Genomic DNA, 16,979 nt, shown 5'->3' with positions numbered 1-16,979 from the left:
CCCAAGTCTAGTGATCATTGAACGCCATAGCGTAGCTGCCGGTATGTATGTGCACTGACGTCCCGTCTCTTTCCCACTCCAGTTTCACCTTGTCGGGTCCCCCGGGCTGATGGTCGATCTTGATCAGTTCCTCGACCGGCGACTGCCCGAAAACGTTGAACAGGTGGATGATCTCGTCCCGGCTTATGGAACTGTTGTGCTCATCATGATGAAGGCCCGGCAATGCCCGGACGACATAGCTGTCAGGTGCCGCATCGATCATCTTCTCTCCCTTCGGCAAGCCGCTGGTCTCAAGATAATGGACAGAATTTATGCTGTTGGTGCTAGGCGCTCCATCGAAGGCCGGACGCCATCGCACGATCGCGAGCGGCCGCACCGCCCTGTCACCCAAGTTGAGGCTGCTATGGGCGAGTTCGCGGGCTCCCAGTACCACGGCGTTCTTCATTTCTTCCGGTTCAAAAGGCGTCGGTTTCAGCAGGGCTCCGCCCCCAAGTTCCTTCACCGTCCTGGCGATTTCGCTGAACAGAGGCGGCCAAAGACTCGTCCGGCCGGTGATGATCCAGGTCGGCTTGGGCCGGCTGGGCCCAAGCCAGTGCGCCTCCCGGGCCAACATGGCCGGCAGCGCTCTTCCCAGGAAGCGCACGACGGTCCTCGGATCGTCGCGCAACGGTACCTTGACCTCACCTGCCAGGCGTTCCGCACCGAGTTCGAGCCAAAACTCGTGCCCCGTGCCGGGCGACAGTTCGACCGAGAGGGCACCGATCGGATCATCGCCATCCGACAATACGACGCGCCTCGCTGCGAGCCGGGCGCCGCGTTCGCGAGCCTCCACGACATTGCGCAGATTGAGTCGAAAAGGAATCTCGCGGCCGCGCCCCGCCGGCCAGTCGAAGGTCTCCACGCCATTGGTCACCTTGAGGAGTTCCGCTGTCAGCCGCTTTTTGGCGGCCTGGATCTCCCGCGCCAGGAGCGCGCGATGGCCGCCTGCGTTGTCCAGCAGCCGGAGATCTCGGACGCCCTCCGCCGCAGGCGTCTGGCCTGACCGGAAAGCGTTCGTCAATATCGAGTCTATGGCGTGGAGAATGCTCGCATCGAGCTGCGCGCCGCCGACAGGTACCATGAAATGAGCCAGGACCTTCCAGTCGCGCACGAGACCGCTGCCATCGAAATTTGCCTCGACCAGGCTGGCATCGAAAGTCCCTGCGCCGATATCGACGCAGGCGAAGGTGTGGGTGCTGTCGGCAGGCCACCTTTTTTTCCCGATGCCGAAATAGGCCGCAGCCATGGCTTCGGGCACGAGCACGGGTTCGCGCAGGCCCGCGGCGTCATGCACCCCGGAGAAGGCCTCCAGGAATCGCCGTCCGGCTCGGCGATAAATCTCAAGTTTCTGATCCTGAATTCCGCTCGGATGGGTGATCACCGCAGTAATATCGCTTGGCGCGGCCTTCCGCCAGACGTCGAAAAGGGTGCCGCCAGCGTCGTTCAAGATCTGGCTGCTTGTCGATAGCAGGGCGCCCGGCGCGACATATTCGCCGAGTTCAGACATGGTGTCCTCGATAAGCGTCCCGATCGAGACCTCGGTCGTGCGCCGTAGCAAACCCTTGTGAAGTTCCGCGACGTCGTCAACCTGAACGCTTGTGGGACCAAGAACCAGCCGACGCTTGGAGTCGCGTATGATCTTGCGTTGGTTGGCATCCGCGCGGTCGAACGACAGCGAGGGTACGGAAACATCATAGTGACGATTGCGGGCGCTCAGTCGCCGGCTCACTGCCACATCGTCGCCGCCCAGCTCGCCGGGGTCGCGCAGCGACAACGGGTCGAACTGGGAACGCAGATGCATTTCCGAATCGAGTCCGACGTCACTCGGAAGAAGGTAGTTCTTTCCATTCGGCGTGTATTCCGAATGCGTTCCGGCGACCTGGTAGATGAATTCGCCGAGTCTCAGATGATCCCCGACCGACGTCAGGCCCGGGCGGCCGAACCAAATCGAGGTCGCAGAGGCTCCGAGGTCGACACAAACAAGATGTCCCGACAGCTTTGGGTGCAGATTTATCGCCAGAAGCAATTGACCGCGTTTACACAGTCCGCCGTCTTCGGAGGATGCGACGATATCGAGTTGAAGCATGTGGCGGCCGGTTTCGACATACTGCGAGCCGTTCGCATTGGCTAGCAGCATCTCGCCAAGCGGAATGCTCAGTTCCACTGGCCGGTGGAGCGACATATTCTCCGCAAGCACCCATGCGTCGGCCGGGGCGGAGGAATCCTCCGTCCTCCCCTCTTCACTACCTCTTGCGGGAAACAGCCTCGCGTAGACATCAAGCAAATCAAATGCCGTGTCGAGAGCCAAGACGTCGAACTTGAAACGCGCACTACCGACGTGTTCCGGTGATGAATTGAATGGAATGGGCGAAGACGTCCAATCGGCAGTGGTGAGCAACATCTCCACGCCCATTTTGGGAATGATGCGTTTGTCGGCGCCCAGCTTGACCTGGACCACCTCGCCCTCCGCAAACTCCACGCGCGTCTGCTGCTGTCGCATGTCCGCGTCGAACCTGTCGGCGCGTGTCGCATTGTCGGAAACCACCGCGAATCGCCAGCCCACGGTAAGGTTGAGCCCGGAGCCGCCCTGTGCGATTTCATATAGTTCCGCGGCGCTGAGCAGGCAGCGAAATGCCGATACCCGCCCGGCCGCGCGCGACGGGGTCTCGACGAGATGATCGGTCCCACTGATGCTCGAACTCCATCCGTCGTCGGCCTTCTGAAAATCCACTCTCAGCTGTCGCTCGCCATCCCGTCCCTGGCAGGTCACTTTCATTTCAAGCCGGATATGCGCGTCCTGGCCGACATAGCGCAAGGCGCTGACCATGGGCGTGGCCGTAAAATGGCCAACTACGATGAGGCCGTTTTCCACGCCCAGATCGCTTCGGCTGAGCGTGAGAACGTCGACCACGCGCTGCTCAAGCTTGAACTCGGGACTATGCTTGGTGATCAGTTCAACGTGCGACACATTCACTTCGATCGGGAGATCGTTGCTGCTGCCCTCATGGGAATAGAAAAGCTGAATGACAAGGTTGCGTCGCTCAAGAGTATCTGCGAGCTGCTTCGCGTCGAGAGCGACGTCGCTTGTCGACTGCCTCTTGCACCGCACCCATAGCTGAACCTCGCCGTCCGGACGTAAGGTCGCATCCCCACGCGGATCTTTCAGAAACGGCTCCAACCACGGCGCCGCTTGGATACGAGGCACAACTTTGAGCTCGATCGACTGCCCCACCTTCAGTCTATCGTGATAAAAGGAAATCAAAGGACTTTCGGCATCGGCATCAGCGACAATTGAAGTCAGCGGCCCGGTCTCGATAATTTTATGGGTGCCTGCGAGATTGTATTTTATCATTCAAGAAGCCCGAGCAATGATACGGCATCATCTCCGCCAGGCGCTCATAATATGTTGGCAAAACATGCCATTGCAAGTTGAGAACGCGCTGATGGCGCCTTTTTTTCATTTTGGGACGAATCCCACCACTCCGTTGACGGAGGTCAAGAAATCCCAACTGGGAAGAGGGGGAAAAAGCACGCGCGCGGGTGTGCCGAACTATCCGCAATACTCTAAGGCCTACCGGCAGCGAATATACGGAATTTCCGGGAGCGGATCAGTGCTGCCAACTGTGCTGGCGCCAAGGCATGTTGATAGGCTCGTATCCGATGATCCGGCCAAGGCTGTCGCGCTTGCGGGATGAAAAGTCCATGCCGGTTGCGCTCTTGCTGGCTTCGGCGGGCTGGATGGTGTTCGGTTCCTCGAAGAGATACCGCCGCAGCGCGGATGTTTCCGCCGACAGACTTCCGGCATGACCTTCGTCGCGCAACGTCTCGGTCAGACGTATACTCTTCGGCATCAGCGAGGGATCGAGACCGACGCTGACCGCCAAGCCGTTACCAGCATGAATGCTGATGCGATCGCGCGTCCGCGTCAGGGTATCGAGATCGTCGGCAAATTCTGCCTCGCATTCGGCGGCGTCCGCTTCCACCGAGCCAAAAACACCGGCGCCGCTCCGGCCAATAAACTTGAAGAGCTGGTTCAGACGCAACAATCGGCGAGGCGGCAGCGTATATAGCCAGTCTTCGTCGCGCTTCGCCCTCGCGCCCAGTTCCATCCGCCGCAAGGGAGCCGTATCCGTCTCTTGGCCGAAGAGGTCGGGCTCTGCCATCAGGTTCTTGGCGCACCACCCGAAGAACCCGTCGGGTATGTCGGACCAGTATTCAATGTTGCGCAGGAAGACGACCGTTGTCTGCTGGTAGTCGCGGCCTGGCACGCCGTCGCCGGCCTCGGACCGATAACGCGTCCTCATCGCCGCAATCCCGCGACCGCCGACACTGACAGCGCGAAACACCAGAGCGCCGCGCTGCTTCCAGCCCTGTTCTACGTGAACTCTCGACAACGACACATCGCCGATCAGGTTGCGGGGCATGAGGGCATCGGACCAATCCAGTCCGCGTGTCTTGTATGTCCTTCGATAGTCGGCCCCTGGATGCACCGGCCCGTCGCTTTCGGCCACAAGTTTGCCATGATGCATTTCATCCAGTTCGTAGCGTCTGGTGAGAGTTTGCCTGTTCGATTGTTTTGCCACGACTCGCAGTTCCTAGGATCAGCGTTTTTGCCACACCATGCATTGCACGTACCAGCGAGAAATATTAACGCTCCCGCCTTTCCGATCCGTTAACATACGAAGCTTGCACAAGCACGGAGTGCGCGCATCGCCTAGATCACCTTCTGGAGTGGAAACAAGAATTCGTTCTCGAGACCCGTCGCCGCGAACACGAAGGCGTCAGCAGTCATATATGGGAACCGTTTGGCGGCATCGACGTCGAACGGGCGGGGCAACTGGCTTGCATGGGGCGCATAGGGCGTCGCGTCGGGATCGACATTGGGGCAACCGAATTCCAGGTTGAAACCATAGCTCGAGGTCGCGAGCACCCGTATGTCGAGCTTCTTCTTGGCCTGACCACGCAGATAGGAAACCATGTCGCCCAGCTCGGGACTTACCGACGTCAGATATGTGCGCAATATCTGCAAGACGGCATCCGGCTGCAGAGCCACGTTCAGCGCCTGCGTGCCGAATGGCAGCAGAAGCAAGTCGAACATGGTGACCGTGATCACGATCCGCTGCAATTCACTGAGTCTGCGCCCCGACAAATTCTCCTCCTCCGTGAAATCCTCGACATACTCCGTCACGCGCGAGACAAAGGAGCGTGTAGTGATCCTTTGCGGCGAGGCGACGAGAACCAGCCCCTCCGCCGCCCCCAGCCATTCGTGCCACTCTCGACGCATGTCGTCGAGAGTGGCGGTATTGGCCGCGGCGTCGGAACCGGTGGCAGCATTGGCCGATTGCATCTGGGCAACGGGACGCACCTCGTCCACATTGCGGAAATACAATTCTCCCGGTCCATCGCGGGTGTGAACCTGCTCCCGGTACTCTATTCCATTGTCAAGGTACCGCAGTTCGAGCCGAGCATCCACCTTATCGGTCGTGGCTTCTGGCACTTGGTAGCGCTCGCGCCTGAGGAACTTTCGGTACTCCCCCGCCGGCTGGACGCTCAGTCGATGCTGCTGCGCGAAACCGTGAAGCCCGCGGGAGACACAGTCGGCAATATCCTGAAACAGGAAGGATTTGCCTGATCCTGGAGGACCGATGAGTCCAACCCTCTTCTCGACAAAAGATGCATCTTTCGCTTGCTCATTCACTTTGAAGTTCCCTTCGTCGGCGATTTAAGTAATTTATATATGCAACTGTCGATACGCGAGCCAGGTATTTTCTATTATGCTTGAATTTGACTTGGACGGAAAGCGGATTTGGTTGGCTTGGAACGGCGGCAACCGCGCCGTGATAGGCTATCCCGAAAACTCCGGCCATGCGCCCCCGGGCGCGACGAGCGCAGGCATCGTCATCGCAGTGGCCCATACCGCCGACGCCGCCGCCGCCGGCGTGCGGTCCGGCGTGGTGGTCGATGCCTTTCCTTGCCACTACGAGGCACCGTTTCTCAGGCCGATCACCCTGCCCGCGGGCACCAGCACGCTAGAACTCTTGATCTGGAAAGAGCCGCGCTGGATGCCGCTGAAAACCTTCGAGCTCACGAGACAGACCGATGATCCATTGGATATGCGTGCCATTACCCTGAACGCCGGAAACGACGGCATGCAGGCGGTCTGGAGATTGTTCGCAGAGCAGAAAATCCGAGATCTACTTCACGGAGGGGGCGTGAGTTGGGCGTTGCATTTGCCTGCCGACGCCGACAATTCGCGTGAAGCGACGAGGATTGGTCGCCTCAAGCAGGTCATTCCGCGGCCCACCGAAACGGTTCGCCTGACCGCCGAAACATATGAGCTGAGTACCCCGCCGGCATATGCCGAGGACGACTGGGATGACGATGTCCCGGCGATAGAAATCACCGCGCGGAAATCGCGAAGGATTGCCGCATTGCCTATTGCGGTTGAATCGAGCGTGGACGATCCGGAACTGCTCAACGGCCTCTATGTGGTCCACATTCTCCGCCAGCGGACTGTGGTTTCGCAATGGAACAAGGCATTGGCGGATCATGCTGCGAAGAGTGCCACGCCGGGCTCGACCCCACCGGCCGCCATGCGTGTTCCAGATGTGGAGCGCGACCTGCTAATCCTGATCGAACGGCAAATCCGCGCCGGGATGAGCTCCCTACAGGGCTTCTCGCTGTTCAAGGAGCGCCGCATGTACAACCTCGGCCGTCCCCAGACGGAACCTGGTTCGGGCCTCGATATCATTCGGGACGACAAGCGATACCTGCTTCGTTTCTACCATGCCGCGCGCGGCGATCACATCGTCTTCTATGACACGCGCTCCCGGCACTTCCGCGTCGAGGACCGGGACCACGGCACAGGCACGGTCTCCTACCTCGCCGGCCCCAATCGCTTCATACCCCTTCCCGAGGGGCACTACGAAGGCGATCCATTGGTCGCCGAACTACAGATGTCCGAACCACCTCCGATGGTTTCCCGGCCATCCAGGACCAACGCCAGCCCCGCGCTGCGCAATTGGCTAAAGAAAATGGGAGCTCCGGAAGAGCCGCAGGAGCTCTCGCCCCTGCTTGCCGATGCGGCGGGCCGCGCGCACATAAACGGAGATATGCTCGAACGTGACTGGGATCTCTATCAAGGCGACGGCGCTGCCTATCTGCTGGCCAGAACGCTGAGACCGGCGGGAGATCTCTTACACACCCAGCCGGGTTCCAGCTTTGAGCGGCATCCGGGCGTCGCGCAACTCGCGTTGCGGCTCATTGGTGCCGCCGGGGCGCTCAGTGCCGCCAACGGCGTGGAAGAGCAGGCGGAAGCCGCATTGTTCCTGCTGGAAAACCAAAGGACGGACGCTCTCGAAGCTGTGCTTGCGACATGCCGGGAGTTCGACCCGACGCGGCACAATGCGCTTGAGATCGCCGCTGTGATACGACAGATCTCCGCCATTGCGAGGGATCGCGACTTTCTGGATGCATTGCAGCCGAAAGACCGAGATCTGCACGCCAATCTCGTCGCCCAATTCGGTGACGATGGCGCGCTTGTTCGGCAAGAGCCCGATGCGTTGCTCACCTTGCTCTCGGCGCTGGTCGCGGCCAAGCGAGACATTGATGCCGAGCGCGAGAAAATCCGGCAGATGTTGAAAACTTCGGACACGACCGGCGATACCGGCGAGCGGCATAAGGGTATCAATCTCCAACCCCGTGCCGAGAAATTGCTTGTCGCACTGGAGCGAATATCCGATGAGGACGCCCGCCACTACCGGAGCATATTGGACAGCTTCGAAGGTACGGTCCTCGCTTGCCAGGAGGTAATCGCCGCCATCGAGCGGAAGTATCCCAGCCTCGAAAGCGAGGCGATGGAGGCGATGACGACGCTTCTGTCCGTGTTGGAAACTTGGGCCGGCATCGGCAACATGGATGAAACCCGCAGACAATACGTGCTTCGCCGCATATCGCAGCAGGCCACGGCCATTCCCGGCGAACTGATGAAGGAAGCCGATGAACTGCGTGGCTACGTCAGCGACTGGCTCGGCACCATATCGCGGCGGCAGGGCGACAAAAACATAGAGATCGCAGATCTTCTGCCCGGATATGCGAAGGGACTGGTCATTATGAAGGCGCGCAGCGAGATTGACAAACTCGTTGTTCAGGCCCGCGCGGCGGGTTTGACCGTGCCTCCCGAGCTTCTCCGTGCGCTTCAGGTGTGGCCACGCCGCTGCCGAAGCACGTGGCAAGCGTTCTCCGGTTTCGCCGGCGATCCAACTTCGTCACTCGGCATAAATCTTCCGGCGACGCTTGCATTACCCCGGCTGCCCGCAGCGCCGGCATAACCAACACATGCTTCTCTCCTGGCGCGAGGTTGTAAAGCGCCCGGGTACTGACGCGGCCAGTTGAATCGTTGAGCCTCATCTGGTTTAGTAAATATGCCCCAGCAAAGCCGGGGCTTTGAGATTGGAGCCGCTCAAAACGGCTTGAGCGGAGCGCGCAACCATAACGAGCAGTGCTGCGTGACAGCGATTTTTCGAGGCGATAAGTTATGGTCGGATGACGAACGCGATATCGTTCATGCCAATTATCCAGATTATGATCGAATTCAGTTGATGCTCCCCCACCGACACGCTGGGCAACAATATCGGCTGCGGCCAAATTGGGGATCCGTCGCATGTCCGAAGCCAAAACTAGCCCTAAATCTTTGAACAGATTGGCGAACCCGACAGGATTCGAATCTGCCAGAGGATCGAATTCGCGAATAATCCCAGAATCAACCATTCCGCGAATATCGCATATCCATCGCGATATGATCCATGGCAAGCTTTCAAACGCTGCGGATTAACTTAATATAACATGCATTTCCTTTGGTTCCACGCCGCCCCTACCCTAGCGCCTTGATCCTGCTGCAGATTTTCTGCCGCTAAATTACGGTCGCCCTTTTTGCCAATCGGAAACACAATGAAAGGACTGGAAACCATGCCTATCGTGAGGAATGTGTGAAACAAGCAAGGGTATTGACGGACCAGGAATTCAAACGGCTGCTGGCGGTCGTAGCGCAGAACAAGCATGCGGGCAGGAACCGGCTCGCGCTGATGCTGTCGCACTTCGCCGGCCTACGCGTAGGTGAGATTGCCGCTCTGACCGCGCAAGATGTTTTCGACAGCGACGGCAAAGTGCGCGAGCAAATCCGGCTACGGGCCGAGATCACAAAGGGCGGTCATGCCCGGGTCGTGTTTGTCGGCGAGAAACTGCGCCGTGAGATAGAACGACACCGGGCGGAATGGCCTGAGGAACGACCAGCGTGCGCGCCGCTTTTATTGACCCAGAAGCGAACGGCGTTCTCCGCCAACACTTTGTGCCAGCTCATGGCCCAACTCTACGGCCAAGCCGGTCTTGATGGAGCTACCTCGCACAGCGGTCGCCGATGGTTCATCACCCGCCTTGCCCACTCCGGTGTGAGCCCGAAGGTTATCATGACCCTGGCCGGCCATAAGAACCTGACCACGACCCAGCGCTATATAGATGTGCGAGACGAAATGATGCGGGCGGCCGTCGACCTTCTCTAGATGGCGGGAAACTACCACACCGCCGACTCAGAATCGACGTCGCCGCGAGCTGTCGACCCCTTCCTCGGACATCGAGAGCAGATCTCGATTTTTTTCGGGTTACACGGCAAGTTAGGAGTTTTGCGGATAGAATTTGGGGATGGTTATACACATTGAAGAAGCGATCATTCGTCTGCGCAAACACCGTAACGTCCTCAGGATCGACGACGCGGTGACTGGTTATCTGGAGAGCGCGAAGTTTGTTGACCGGGCGTGGTTTGTCGATAGCGCTCAAATTGAAACTCGCGCGGAGGCTGACGCAAAGGAAATGCGGGAAGCCAAGGTGAAGGCGAAAAAGAAAAAGGACAATGTTGTTTCTGGACCTGAGCGCGCGGACATTTTGCCTATTGGGACCACGCTCTATGAAGCTCCCAAAAAGAACCCAACAGCCGAACAGCTGAAAGACGAACGAAATTCGGCATTGCTGGCCAAACTAAGTCTACCGAAATACCGCAACTCTAAATTGAGGAATGGCGCACAGTACACGAGAAGCGGCGCGATTGCCCAGTTGCAGGCAGATGCTCGCGCCTTCTATCGCGACGGTTATCTCCCTCACGAGCGAGAAGAAATCGAAAAACTATCAATGTTCAAGCAACGCCGGTTGCCGCCTGCGGTGTCTCACGAAACGCTCCGGGTCGAAAATAGCCTGACACAGAAGCGACGTGGGCAGATGCGGAGAAATGGTTTGACGGTTGCTGAACCGATCCGAGATACGAAGGAACCAGCGCCGCCTTTGGCGAAGACCTTATCCACTTCTCCATATAGCCGCGCCCGCGATGTCCAGCGCCCAGATGATGAGCGAACCCTAAAATTTGCGATGATGGATGTGGTGGATTGGGTGAAGAACGTGCCCAAGCACTCTCGCGATGCCGCGCAGCACGAAAGGCAACTGCTCGGCCTTGAGCGCCGATATTCCGTCGATACCCTGCCCCTTGTTGATCCGTTTATCGCCACGTCCTCTCGTGGTGGTCGTCTGGCTGCAGCCATCGCAGCTGGGGAACAGGGGACCAGCAACTACGATAGTTTCGACCTGGACCCTCACATGGCTTTGTCGGCTCTCATTTTTCTTGGCCCAAAAGTGTAGTCGATATTCAATTCATTGACATTAAAGGGAAAATCGGAAAACGGCGTCGATGAGATAATCCCGACCCCAGCTTAAAAGTCTCCTTGTCGCAACGCCAATCAAGGAGAAAACGATGGCAGACATTACTACAGACAAGATCACAAGCGTCGAGATGAAGAAGGCTCTCGATGCATCAGACGTTCAGGTCGCCGCGTACATGGACAATGTGCGCAAGACCAACGAGTCACTCTATATGGCTCTGCAAGCGGCTTATCGGCTGACGAAGACCTTCATTAGAGTCGAACTGCACAAGGCCGCCAAGGAAATTGGCGTCAAGGTGCAAACGGTATCGTCCGGTGAAGTTGTGGCGGTTAAGCTGGTCCTCCGTAATGCCGACTCCTCCAAGGCCAGTTCGTACGCCGCTGCGCTGTTGAAAGCAGATGCGCTCAACGTCGCCGTCGAAGATTTTGCCGAATGGGTGAAGGAAAAGGGTGGCATCGAGGCTGTTCGCCGTGGCGATCTCGACGCGCTGAGCAAGGAAAACAAAGCCAACAGGCAGGCAGCGATCGCCAAAGCCAACGACGCGATGTCCGGCGAGCGTGCCGGCGCGTTCATGGTTGCAAAGCCGAATAAGGCCCAGTGGAAGTTCCCGGTTCACTCCGACTCTAAGAAGGCTGTTTGGCTCGTCAGTGAGCGCGCGGATGGCAATTTCGAGGTCGTTGCTATCCACACGGCCAAGGGTGCGGTGGAAGCAATGGTCAAGCGCGTCGGCGAAGCGCTCGCCAACCCGGCGAACGTCAAGGACTTCAAGGTCATCTTGAAGCCAGCCGTGCCGAACACGGCCGAACAAGATGCTGCCAAGGACCGGCTCGCTGGCAAGTCCGAGTGATCGACCGCGGTGGTGGCCATTCGCCACCACCTCCCCCCAACAAGGATATCCCCGATGACCGTCAACTTATCTTCGCTCATGTCGAAGTACGAGCCGACGAAGCTCGCCGACTACACTACTTTCAATCTCAAGACGATGGCCGTAATTCACGGTTACCCCAAGGGCACACTCACGCGTCCATTGCTGCTCGTCGGCCCGCCCGGCGGCGGAAAAACGCAGCTGGCCAAGCTGCTGGCTGCGGAAATGGCACCCGATATGTCGCCAGCTGACATCCGTTTCGTGGATGTCTCCGAAGATCCAAGTGTTAAGGCGATAAGGAGCGTCGGTCAGACAGTTCAACTGTTCGCACGAAACACGCGCAACCTGCGTGCCGTCATCCTCGACGAAGTCCATGAATTCAGCACACCCGCGATGTCTGCGCTCAAAGGCATGCTGACGAAATATCCGACGACAGACAGAGGCGTGTTCTTCGTCATGACGACGAACCATTTGAGCGGGCTGAGTGAACCCGTACGCGACCGTTGTCTTGTTCTCGAAGTCCCGGCGACAACGGTTGACGACGTACTCCCCATGGCCCGCCGCGTTCTCGATGGCGAGAAGATCCCATACGCCGTCGAAGACCTTCGAGCAGCGCTGACCAAGGATAGTAGCGGCCTGGCAACGTTCCGCGACATGTGGGGCGTCATCGAAGACATCGTCACGCGTATGAGCATGCCGTGACCGATTGCGGGTTCGCGCCCGCAATACCTCAATGGAGGTGCGGCGCGCTCCTTCATTTCCCAGGTCGTGTAACACGACAAAATCGAAACCGAAGAAGGAAATACTGCCATGATGAGCGATGCTCTATATGATGCCGACTGCAGCCTATACAGGTATCAAACCGAAATGCCGGAAATATACGATTCAATCCGGCCGCGGGTTGACGCGTTGAGATGTGCAATGATCGTGTTGCGGCTCGAGCTCGACAATACTCTGCCGGTCGAGTGGTTGGACCGGAATCCAATATACACCGCCGCAAAAGCCGGTGACGTCAGCCCACACGACGCCTTCCAGTACGGTGAAGACGACAGCGTACTTGAAGAGTATCGGCGTGAGCTAGCCGCTTTCTTCGATAGCCAAAGGTCCTGAGAGAACTTTGGCGACAAGAGGGCAGCACCGTCGCATACGCTGCCCTCTGCTTTAATGATCGGGATGAGACACGTCATATCTTTTGCGCCGGCGAACGGCCACCATCTCGCGCCGCTCGTAGCAATCACCCAGCGAACTCACCAGATCGCGAACTGCCGACGCAGCGTCCGGCTTCATTGACCGAGCAATACGGTCGAGCCGTACCGAGAGCCCTAGCAAGGCTCCGACACTCGGCTCACGGTCAGTCGCCACGAGTTGCGAGTAATATCGCGGGCTGCGGCCGAGCCACACGGTCGAGAACTGCACCTGCGAGCTTGCCAGTCCGAGTGAGCGCATCGATTGGTAAATTTCGGAAACATTCATTGGGCACCTCCACCCTTATTTATGCGCTCCGTCAGTCCATCCGCCCCAGGTACTAAATAACTAGCACATTGATAAGAATGGAGATTTTGATGAAGACGCCAATCAAAAAGTTTCGCGCAAATATGATGACTAAGCTGGGTAGCGGGTTCACGCGCCGCGATAAAAAGAAGATCGAATATCTTACGGACGCACATCACGAACAGCGCCGCGTGGTGATGGATGCGCTGCCCGCAAAGCATTTTCTGCGGGATCAAATGACGGAATGCGGCAAGCGCGACGACTGGAACAACATCATTTATTGTCGAGTGCCGCTTTGTCCGAGATGCCATATGCGTGAGCGCACGGTGCAATCGGCGATCGCCATCAAGAGGGAATTCGTCGGCGCGGTGAACGAGGAAATGTCTTTCGCCACGATCCTCCTGCCCGTGCAGCTGGATTTTAGCGGCATGACCGAGCTGTCCGAAATCGAAAAGCGCCGCCTGCGAACACTCATCGATAGACGCCGCAAGAAAGATTCCCGCTGGGACGATTTCCAGCTCATGGGGTGGTGGGAGATCGATCGCATGAGCTTCAGCGACTATCAGGTCGCTGGCCGCAACACGCGCCTCGCCCTCGATGATCTGGGCTTTCCGGTCACCGCAAGCCTCAACACGACTATCTGGCGGCCACACCTGCATGCGATCGTTCGCCTGGGCAGATTGACTGCTGACGAGGTCACCCAAGCGCTGCGCAAAGAAACCCATACGGGTAGCTATCAAGTCGACCTTCAGCGGTTCCGCACCAACCGCGATGTCGCCGAGAATCTCAAGAACGTGATCCGGTACTCGCTGAAATTCCGCATCGAACGCGACTACAAGCGCGTGGATGCTCAGGACTTCATCGAAGCGGAAGACGCAGAGGACAAGGCCCGCCCACGCGCCTGGTGGCCTGCAGCGGATATAGCCGCCTATGTGGATTGGCTATGCCCGACAGGAAGATCCGGCTTTCAGTCGCTGCGCGTCATCATAGGCAGCAAGGAGGCCGATGAGGCCGATAGCTATGCTGCGGCAGTACAAGTCGAAAACGATCGGAACGGTCTGACACCGGGTGCGGCGATTATCGACCGTGTTCGCAATCGACATAAGGAAAAAGACAAGCCGTTGGAGGCTGATGGGATTTCGTGTCTGTCTATCTCTTTGGACTTGAAGGCGATTGAAATGACTGGGAATGAGCTGGTGCTCGTTGAGGATCATGATGCTCTTGGATTATGCATGTATAATAAATCTATACATGATACTAACTGGACGGGGCAGATGCCCACGGACACCACGTCGGTTAGATCTGCGCCATCGGCCTCGGCACCCAATTCTCGATCAGCTGGCGGAGTTGTCGCGGTCCAGCAAGATGCTAATCGGCGCGGCTGAATTGAATGCCTCATCGCGCACCAGCTTGATCCCGAGCAACGGATGAAGCCGCATAATGTCGGAGATCCAGAGCGGCTGAAACACCGGACCACCATCAGTGAGATTGTGTAGGACATCGACGGCATGACCGTGGCAACGGCTACGGAACAGCAGCAGTTCGGCACGGCCGTTTGGATCAAACAACCGCGCCACCGGCTTGACCTCGCCGTCATGCGTGGCGTTCCAGGCGAGACGGGCACAGACTTCCTTGGGGAACATCGCCTTCAGCCGCCCCCATTCGTCCATCTCCAACGCGTGGATCGAGCGCCCCTCTTTGAGAGCGAACGTCACCCGAACACGCCAAAGCGACGTTGTCCGGTACATTCGATTTTGAACAATGCCGTCCTCTTCGAAGCGCATCCACATAGGCCGAGCATTCGGCGGCTTGAGCTCGCTGAGCGGTGTCGTGCCGATCATCAGCCGGGATCGGGCCAAGGCGGCGAGGTCACTGTCGAGGACAGACGCGGCGGCCTTTGTTTCGTCACCGTCATCATCCTGCCTATCGCTGCCGCCCATGCGCATCTGATCCGATTGTCTCGGCTCAACAAAAATCCTTTTGGTCGGAAGAGCGAGCACAGACACGGCAGCAGGGTTAATCTGGGCGGCCAGCATGTTCGCCCGGCGGCGTTGCTCGCTGCCCCTGCCCTACCATGCGCCACAGATACCCTACGGCGCTCGTGCAGTGCGGTCATGTAGCGCGCTGCTGCAGCGATGCGCGGCGAGATGGCCGCGTGTGTACGGGGCTCTCCCCCTGAAGCTGCCGCCGCCATAAGATGGAAATATTCCATCTTATGGCCATCGCCGTAGGTCACCCGAACAGGCGCAGGATATTCTCCGCATTGCTGTTGGCGATGGTCAGCGCCTGGTTTGCCAACTGCTGCTGCGTTTCCAGCGCACGAAATCGGGTGGACGCTTCGTTCATGTCCGTATCGATAAGACGGCCGACGCCTCTGTCGATGGCATCCATCTTGCCGGCGACAGTCTCGCCATGGGCTTGGACCGCTTTTTGCAAACTGCCGAGCGTGCTCATCCGGTCGATCAGCCCTTGCAGCCTTTCGTCGATCTGCGGAATGAGATAGTCCCAGGCCGCCTGACGGTCTGCGCCGTAGCGCTGGACATACATTTCGACTGTTCTGATCATGTCGTTGGATTTCGCAATCGGCGAGGTGCTGCCACCTTCCCACGACACAGAATATTGGCTGAAACTGCTGAGACCCGTTGCGTGCGTGTCGCCATCAGCGCCGGTTACGGTGAGGCTGTAGGATGCATCGAACAAGCCATCATCCTTGGGGTCCATATTGGAAAATGTCGCGGCGTCCATGAAGCTGTCATTGACGAGCAGCGTATCTTTCAACGCCAGGTCCGAGGTCAAAACCCTGCCATCGGCGTATCCCGTCACGAAAGAATTGACCACCTCGCTTGCCCGAACCGGGCTGTTGTCGCCCACGTAGAGCAGGTTCACGCCGGCAAATGACGAGCTTTGCAGGATTGTCCTGATCTGCAGCATGTGCTGATCGACCTCATGGGCAATCTTCGCCTGCTGCGACCGGTTATAGCCGGGGTCGAGTTGGTCCACCTGATCAACGGCCGACCAGGGAAACGCAATCTCTGGCGCGGGCATTTGCGAGGCCGCGATCATCAGGTTTCGGACTGTGGAGAATTCCTTCTGAATGGCGTCCATGCCGGCATAGGCGGTCGCCAGGACAACGGATGTGAATTCGATGGCGTCGGACACGGCAGACAGATCGGCCCGCTCCGATTTCATCGTCGTGGCGATCGACCAGTAGGACGCATTGTTGGAGGCCGTGGATACCCGCAAACCCGAGGATATCTGGCCTTGGGCCTTTTCCATGCCGCCGCTGATCGAGCGCAGCGTTTGCAGCGCCGATATCGCGCCGCTGTTGGTGTGAATGCTGGTCATGGACTGCGCTCGCAAGGGCAAGTTTCCGCCCGCAGCAAGCCCGCACAGGGTCATGTTATATGCGTTTGCGCAAGCCGCCAGTTAACGCAGCTTTAACACCCGGCCTGCATGCTGGGCTCAGCTTCGCGCAATTGCAGATTTCCGGTGCGAAACGCAGTCATGCCAGTGACTTGAGGGTATTTTATGTTTGCTTTCCAACGGCCGCTCTCGGCCTTTTCTACAGGAGCCGCCTGCGCTCTTGTCCTGTTAGCTGGAACAGCACACTAATATAGCACGATACGCTTTGCCCTGGCTCCCGCCCTTCCTCGCCGTTGCCCAAGGCGGCGTGGGCTGACAGGGAGACGACATGACCCAAGATCATCCCCGGCCTGGGACGCGGGCCTATTCCTACGTTCGTATGAGCACCCACAAACAGCTATCCGGCGACAGCCTGCGCCGACAGATGGAAAAATCCCGGTCCTTCGCCAAAGAGCACGGCCTGCGTCTTGATGAAGGCCTCAGCGATATCGGCGTCAGCGCATGGAAGGGCAAGAATGCG

At 58.3% G+C, this 16,979-nt stretch carries 14 protein-coding genes; 8 read left to right on the top strand and 6 right to left on the bottom strand.

The window, feature by feature from the left end; genetic code table 11:
* Window positions 1-7: 7 nt before the first annotated feature.
* The 3 genes from M2360_RS24345 to M2360_RS24335 all read right to left on the bottom strand — a co-directional run bounded on the left by M2360_RS24345 (window position 8) and on the right by M2360_RS24335 (window position 5,737).
* Window positions 8-3,391 (bottom strand): hypothetical protein, encoded by a 3,384-nt coding sequence (locus tag M2360_RS24345; protein ID WP_280777990.1) that lies wholly within the window; start codon window positions 3,389-3,391, stop codon window positions 8-10.
* 256 nt (window positions 3,392-3,647) lie between these two features.
* Window positions 3,648-4,622 carry a hypothetical protein gene (locus tag M2360_RS24340; RefSeq protein ID WP_280777989.1) on the bottom strand — a complete coding sequence of 325 codons (975 nt, stop codon included), beginning with the start codon at window positions 4,620-4,622 and terminating at the stop codon, window positions 3,648-3,650.
* 131 nt (window positions 4,623-4,753) lie between these two features.
* Complete coding sequence (locus tag M2360_RS24335; protein ID WP_280777988.1) at window positions 4,754-5,737, bottom strand: hypothetical protein; 984 nt, start codon at window positions 5,735-5,737, stop codon at window positions 4,754-4,756.
* A gap of 76 nt (window positions 5,738-5,813) precedes the next feature.
* On the opposite strand from M2360_RS24335, the gene M2360_RS24330 reads away from it, so the two are divergent.
* From M2360_RS24330 to M2360_RS24305, 6 genes are all read left to right on the top strand, one after another.
* Window positions 5,814-8,369, top strand: a complete 2,556-nt coding sequence (locus M2360_RS24330) for a hypothetical protein (protein WP_280777987.1) — start codon at window positions 5,814-5,816, stop codon at window positions 8,367-8,369.
* Window positions 8,370-9,044: 675 nt separating this feature from the next.
* Window positions 9,045-9,596 carry a site-specific integrase gene (locus M2360_RS24325; RefSeq protein ID WP_280777986.1) on the top strand — a complete coding sequence of 184 codons (552 nt, stop codon included), beginning with the start codon at window positions 9,045-9,047 and terminating at the stop codon, window positions 9,594-9,596.
* A 139-nt stretch (window positions 9,597-9,735) separates the two neighbouring features.
* Window positions 9,736-10,719, top strand: a complete 984-nt coding sequence (locus tag M2360_RS24320; RefSeq protein WP_280777985.1) for a hypothetical protein — start codon at window positions 9,736-9,738, stop codon at window positions 10,717-10,719.
* 112 nt (window positions 10,720-10,831) lie between these two features.
* Complete coding sequence (locus M2360_RS24315; protein WP_280777984.1) at window positions 10,832-11,587, top strand: hypothetical protein; 756 nt, start codon at window positions 10,832-10,834, stop codon at window positions 11,585-11,587.
* Between the two features lie 54 nt (window positions 11,588-11,641).
* Complete coding sequence (locus tag M2360_RS24310; RefSeq protein WP_280777983.1) at window positions 11,642-12,307, top strand: AAA family ATPase; 666 nt, start codon at window positions 11,642-11,644, stop codon at window positions 12,305-12,307.
* Between the two features lie 108 nt (window positions 12,308-12,415).
* Window positions 12,416-12,715, top strand: coding sequence for a hypothetical protein (locus M2360_RS24305; protein WP_280777982.1), 300 nt, complete (start codon window positions 12,416-12,418; stop codon window positions 12,713-12,715).
* Window positions 12,716-12,766: 51 nt separating this feature from the next.
* Here the strand turns inward: M2360_RS24305 and M2360_RS24300 are convergent, their stop codons facing one another.
* Window positions 12,767-13,078 carry a DUF6626 family protein gene (locus M2360_RS24300; protein ID WP_280777981.1) on the bottom strand — a complete coding sequence of 104 codons (312 nt, stop codon included), beginning with the start codon at window positions 13,076-13,078 and terminating at the stop codon, window positions 12,767-12,769.
* An 89-nt stretch (window positions 13,079-13,167) separates the two neighbouring features.
* Here M2360_RS24300 and M2360_RS24295 point away from each other — a divergent pair, with 89 nt between their 5' ends.
* On the top strand, window positions 13,168-14,481 hold the full coding sequence (locus M2360_RS24295; protein WP_280777980.1) for a hypothetical protein: 1,314 nt from the start codon (window positions 13,168-13,170) through the stop codon (window positions 14,479-14,481).
* On the opposite strand, the gene M2360_RS24290 is transcribed toward M2360_RS24295, so the two are convergent.
* Both M2360_RS24290 and M2360_RS24285 read right to left on the bottom strand, forming a co-directional pair.
* A complete protein-coding gene (locus M2360_RS24290; protein WP_280777979.1) occupies window positions 14,431-15,132 on the bottom strand; it encodes a DUF2958 domain-containing protein in 702 nt (233 codons plus the stop codon). The two genes, M2360_RS24295 and M2360_RS24290, sit on opposite strands and share 51 nt — an antisense overlap.
* Before the next feature lie 196 nt (window positions 15,133-15,328).
* Window positions 15,329-16,441, bottom strand: coding sequence for a flagellin (locus tag M2360_RS24285; protein WP_280777978.1), 1,113 nt, complete (start codon window positions 16,439-16,441; stop codon window positions 15,329-15,331).
* 346 nt (window positions 16,442-16,787) lie between these two features.
* Here M2360_RS24285 and M2360_RS24280 point away from each other — a divergent pair.
* On the top strand, window positions 16,788-16,979 hold a 192-nt coding region (locus M2360_RS24280), incomplete at its 3' end, for a recombinase family protein (RefSeq protein WP_280777977.1).

The sequence above is a fragment of the Rhizobium sp. SG_E_25_P2 genome (assembly GCF_029892285.1).
Lineage (GTDB): Bacteria > Pseudomonadota > Alphaproteobacteria > Rhizobiales > Rhizobiaceae > Rhizobium_E.
The sequence above is the reverse complement of the archived record's forward strand: the minus strand, read 5'-3'. Positions and strand labels throughout refer to the sequence as shown.

Excerpts from the sequence above, each read along its gene's own strand:
- M2360_RS24345 (WP_280777990.1), bottom strand. The coding sequence starts at position 3,391 with ATGATAAAATACAATCTCGCAGGCACCCATAAAATTATCGAGACCGGG.
- M2360_RS24330 (WP_280777987.1), top strand. The coding sequence starts at position 5,814 with ATGCTTGAATTTGACTTGGACGGAAAGCGGATTTGGTTGGCTTGGAAC.
- M2360_RS24320 (WP_280777985.1), top strand. The coding sequence starts at position 9,736 with ATGGTTATACACATTGAAGAAGCGATCATTCGTCTGCGCAAACACCGT.
- M2360_RS24315 (WP_280777984.1), top strand. The coding sequence starts at position 10,832 with ATGGCAGACATTACTACAGACAAGATCACAAGCGTCGAGATGAAGAAG.
- M2360_RS24310 (WP_280777983.1), top strand. The coding sequence starts at position 11,642 with ATGACCGTCAACTTATCTTCGCTCATGTCGAAGTACGAGCCGACGAAG.
- M2360_RS24305 (WP_280777982.1), top strand. The coding sequence starts at position 12,416 with ATGATGAGCGATGCTCTATATGATGCCGACTGCAGCCTATACAGGTAT.
- M2360_RS24300 (WP_280777981.1), bottom strand. The coding sequence starts at position 13,078 with ATGAATGTTTCCGAAATTTACCAATCGATGCGCTCACTCGGACTGGCA.
- M2360_RS24295 (WP_280777980.1), top strand. The coding sequence starts at position 13,168 with ATGAAGACGCCAATCAAAAAGTTTCGCGCAAATATGATGACTAAGCTG.
- M2360_RS24290 (WP_280777979.1), bottom strand. The coding sequence starts at position 15,132 with ATGCTGGCCGCCCAGATTAACCCTGCTGCCGTGTCTGTGCTCGCTCTT.
- M2360_RS24285 (WP_280777978.1), bottom strand. The coding sequence starts at position 16,441 with ATGACCAGCATTCACACCAACAGCGGCGCGATATCGGCGCTGCAAACG.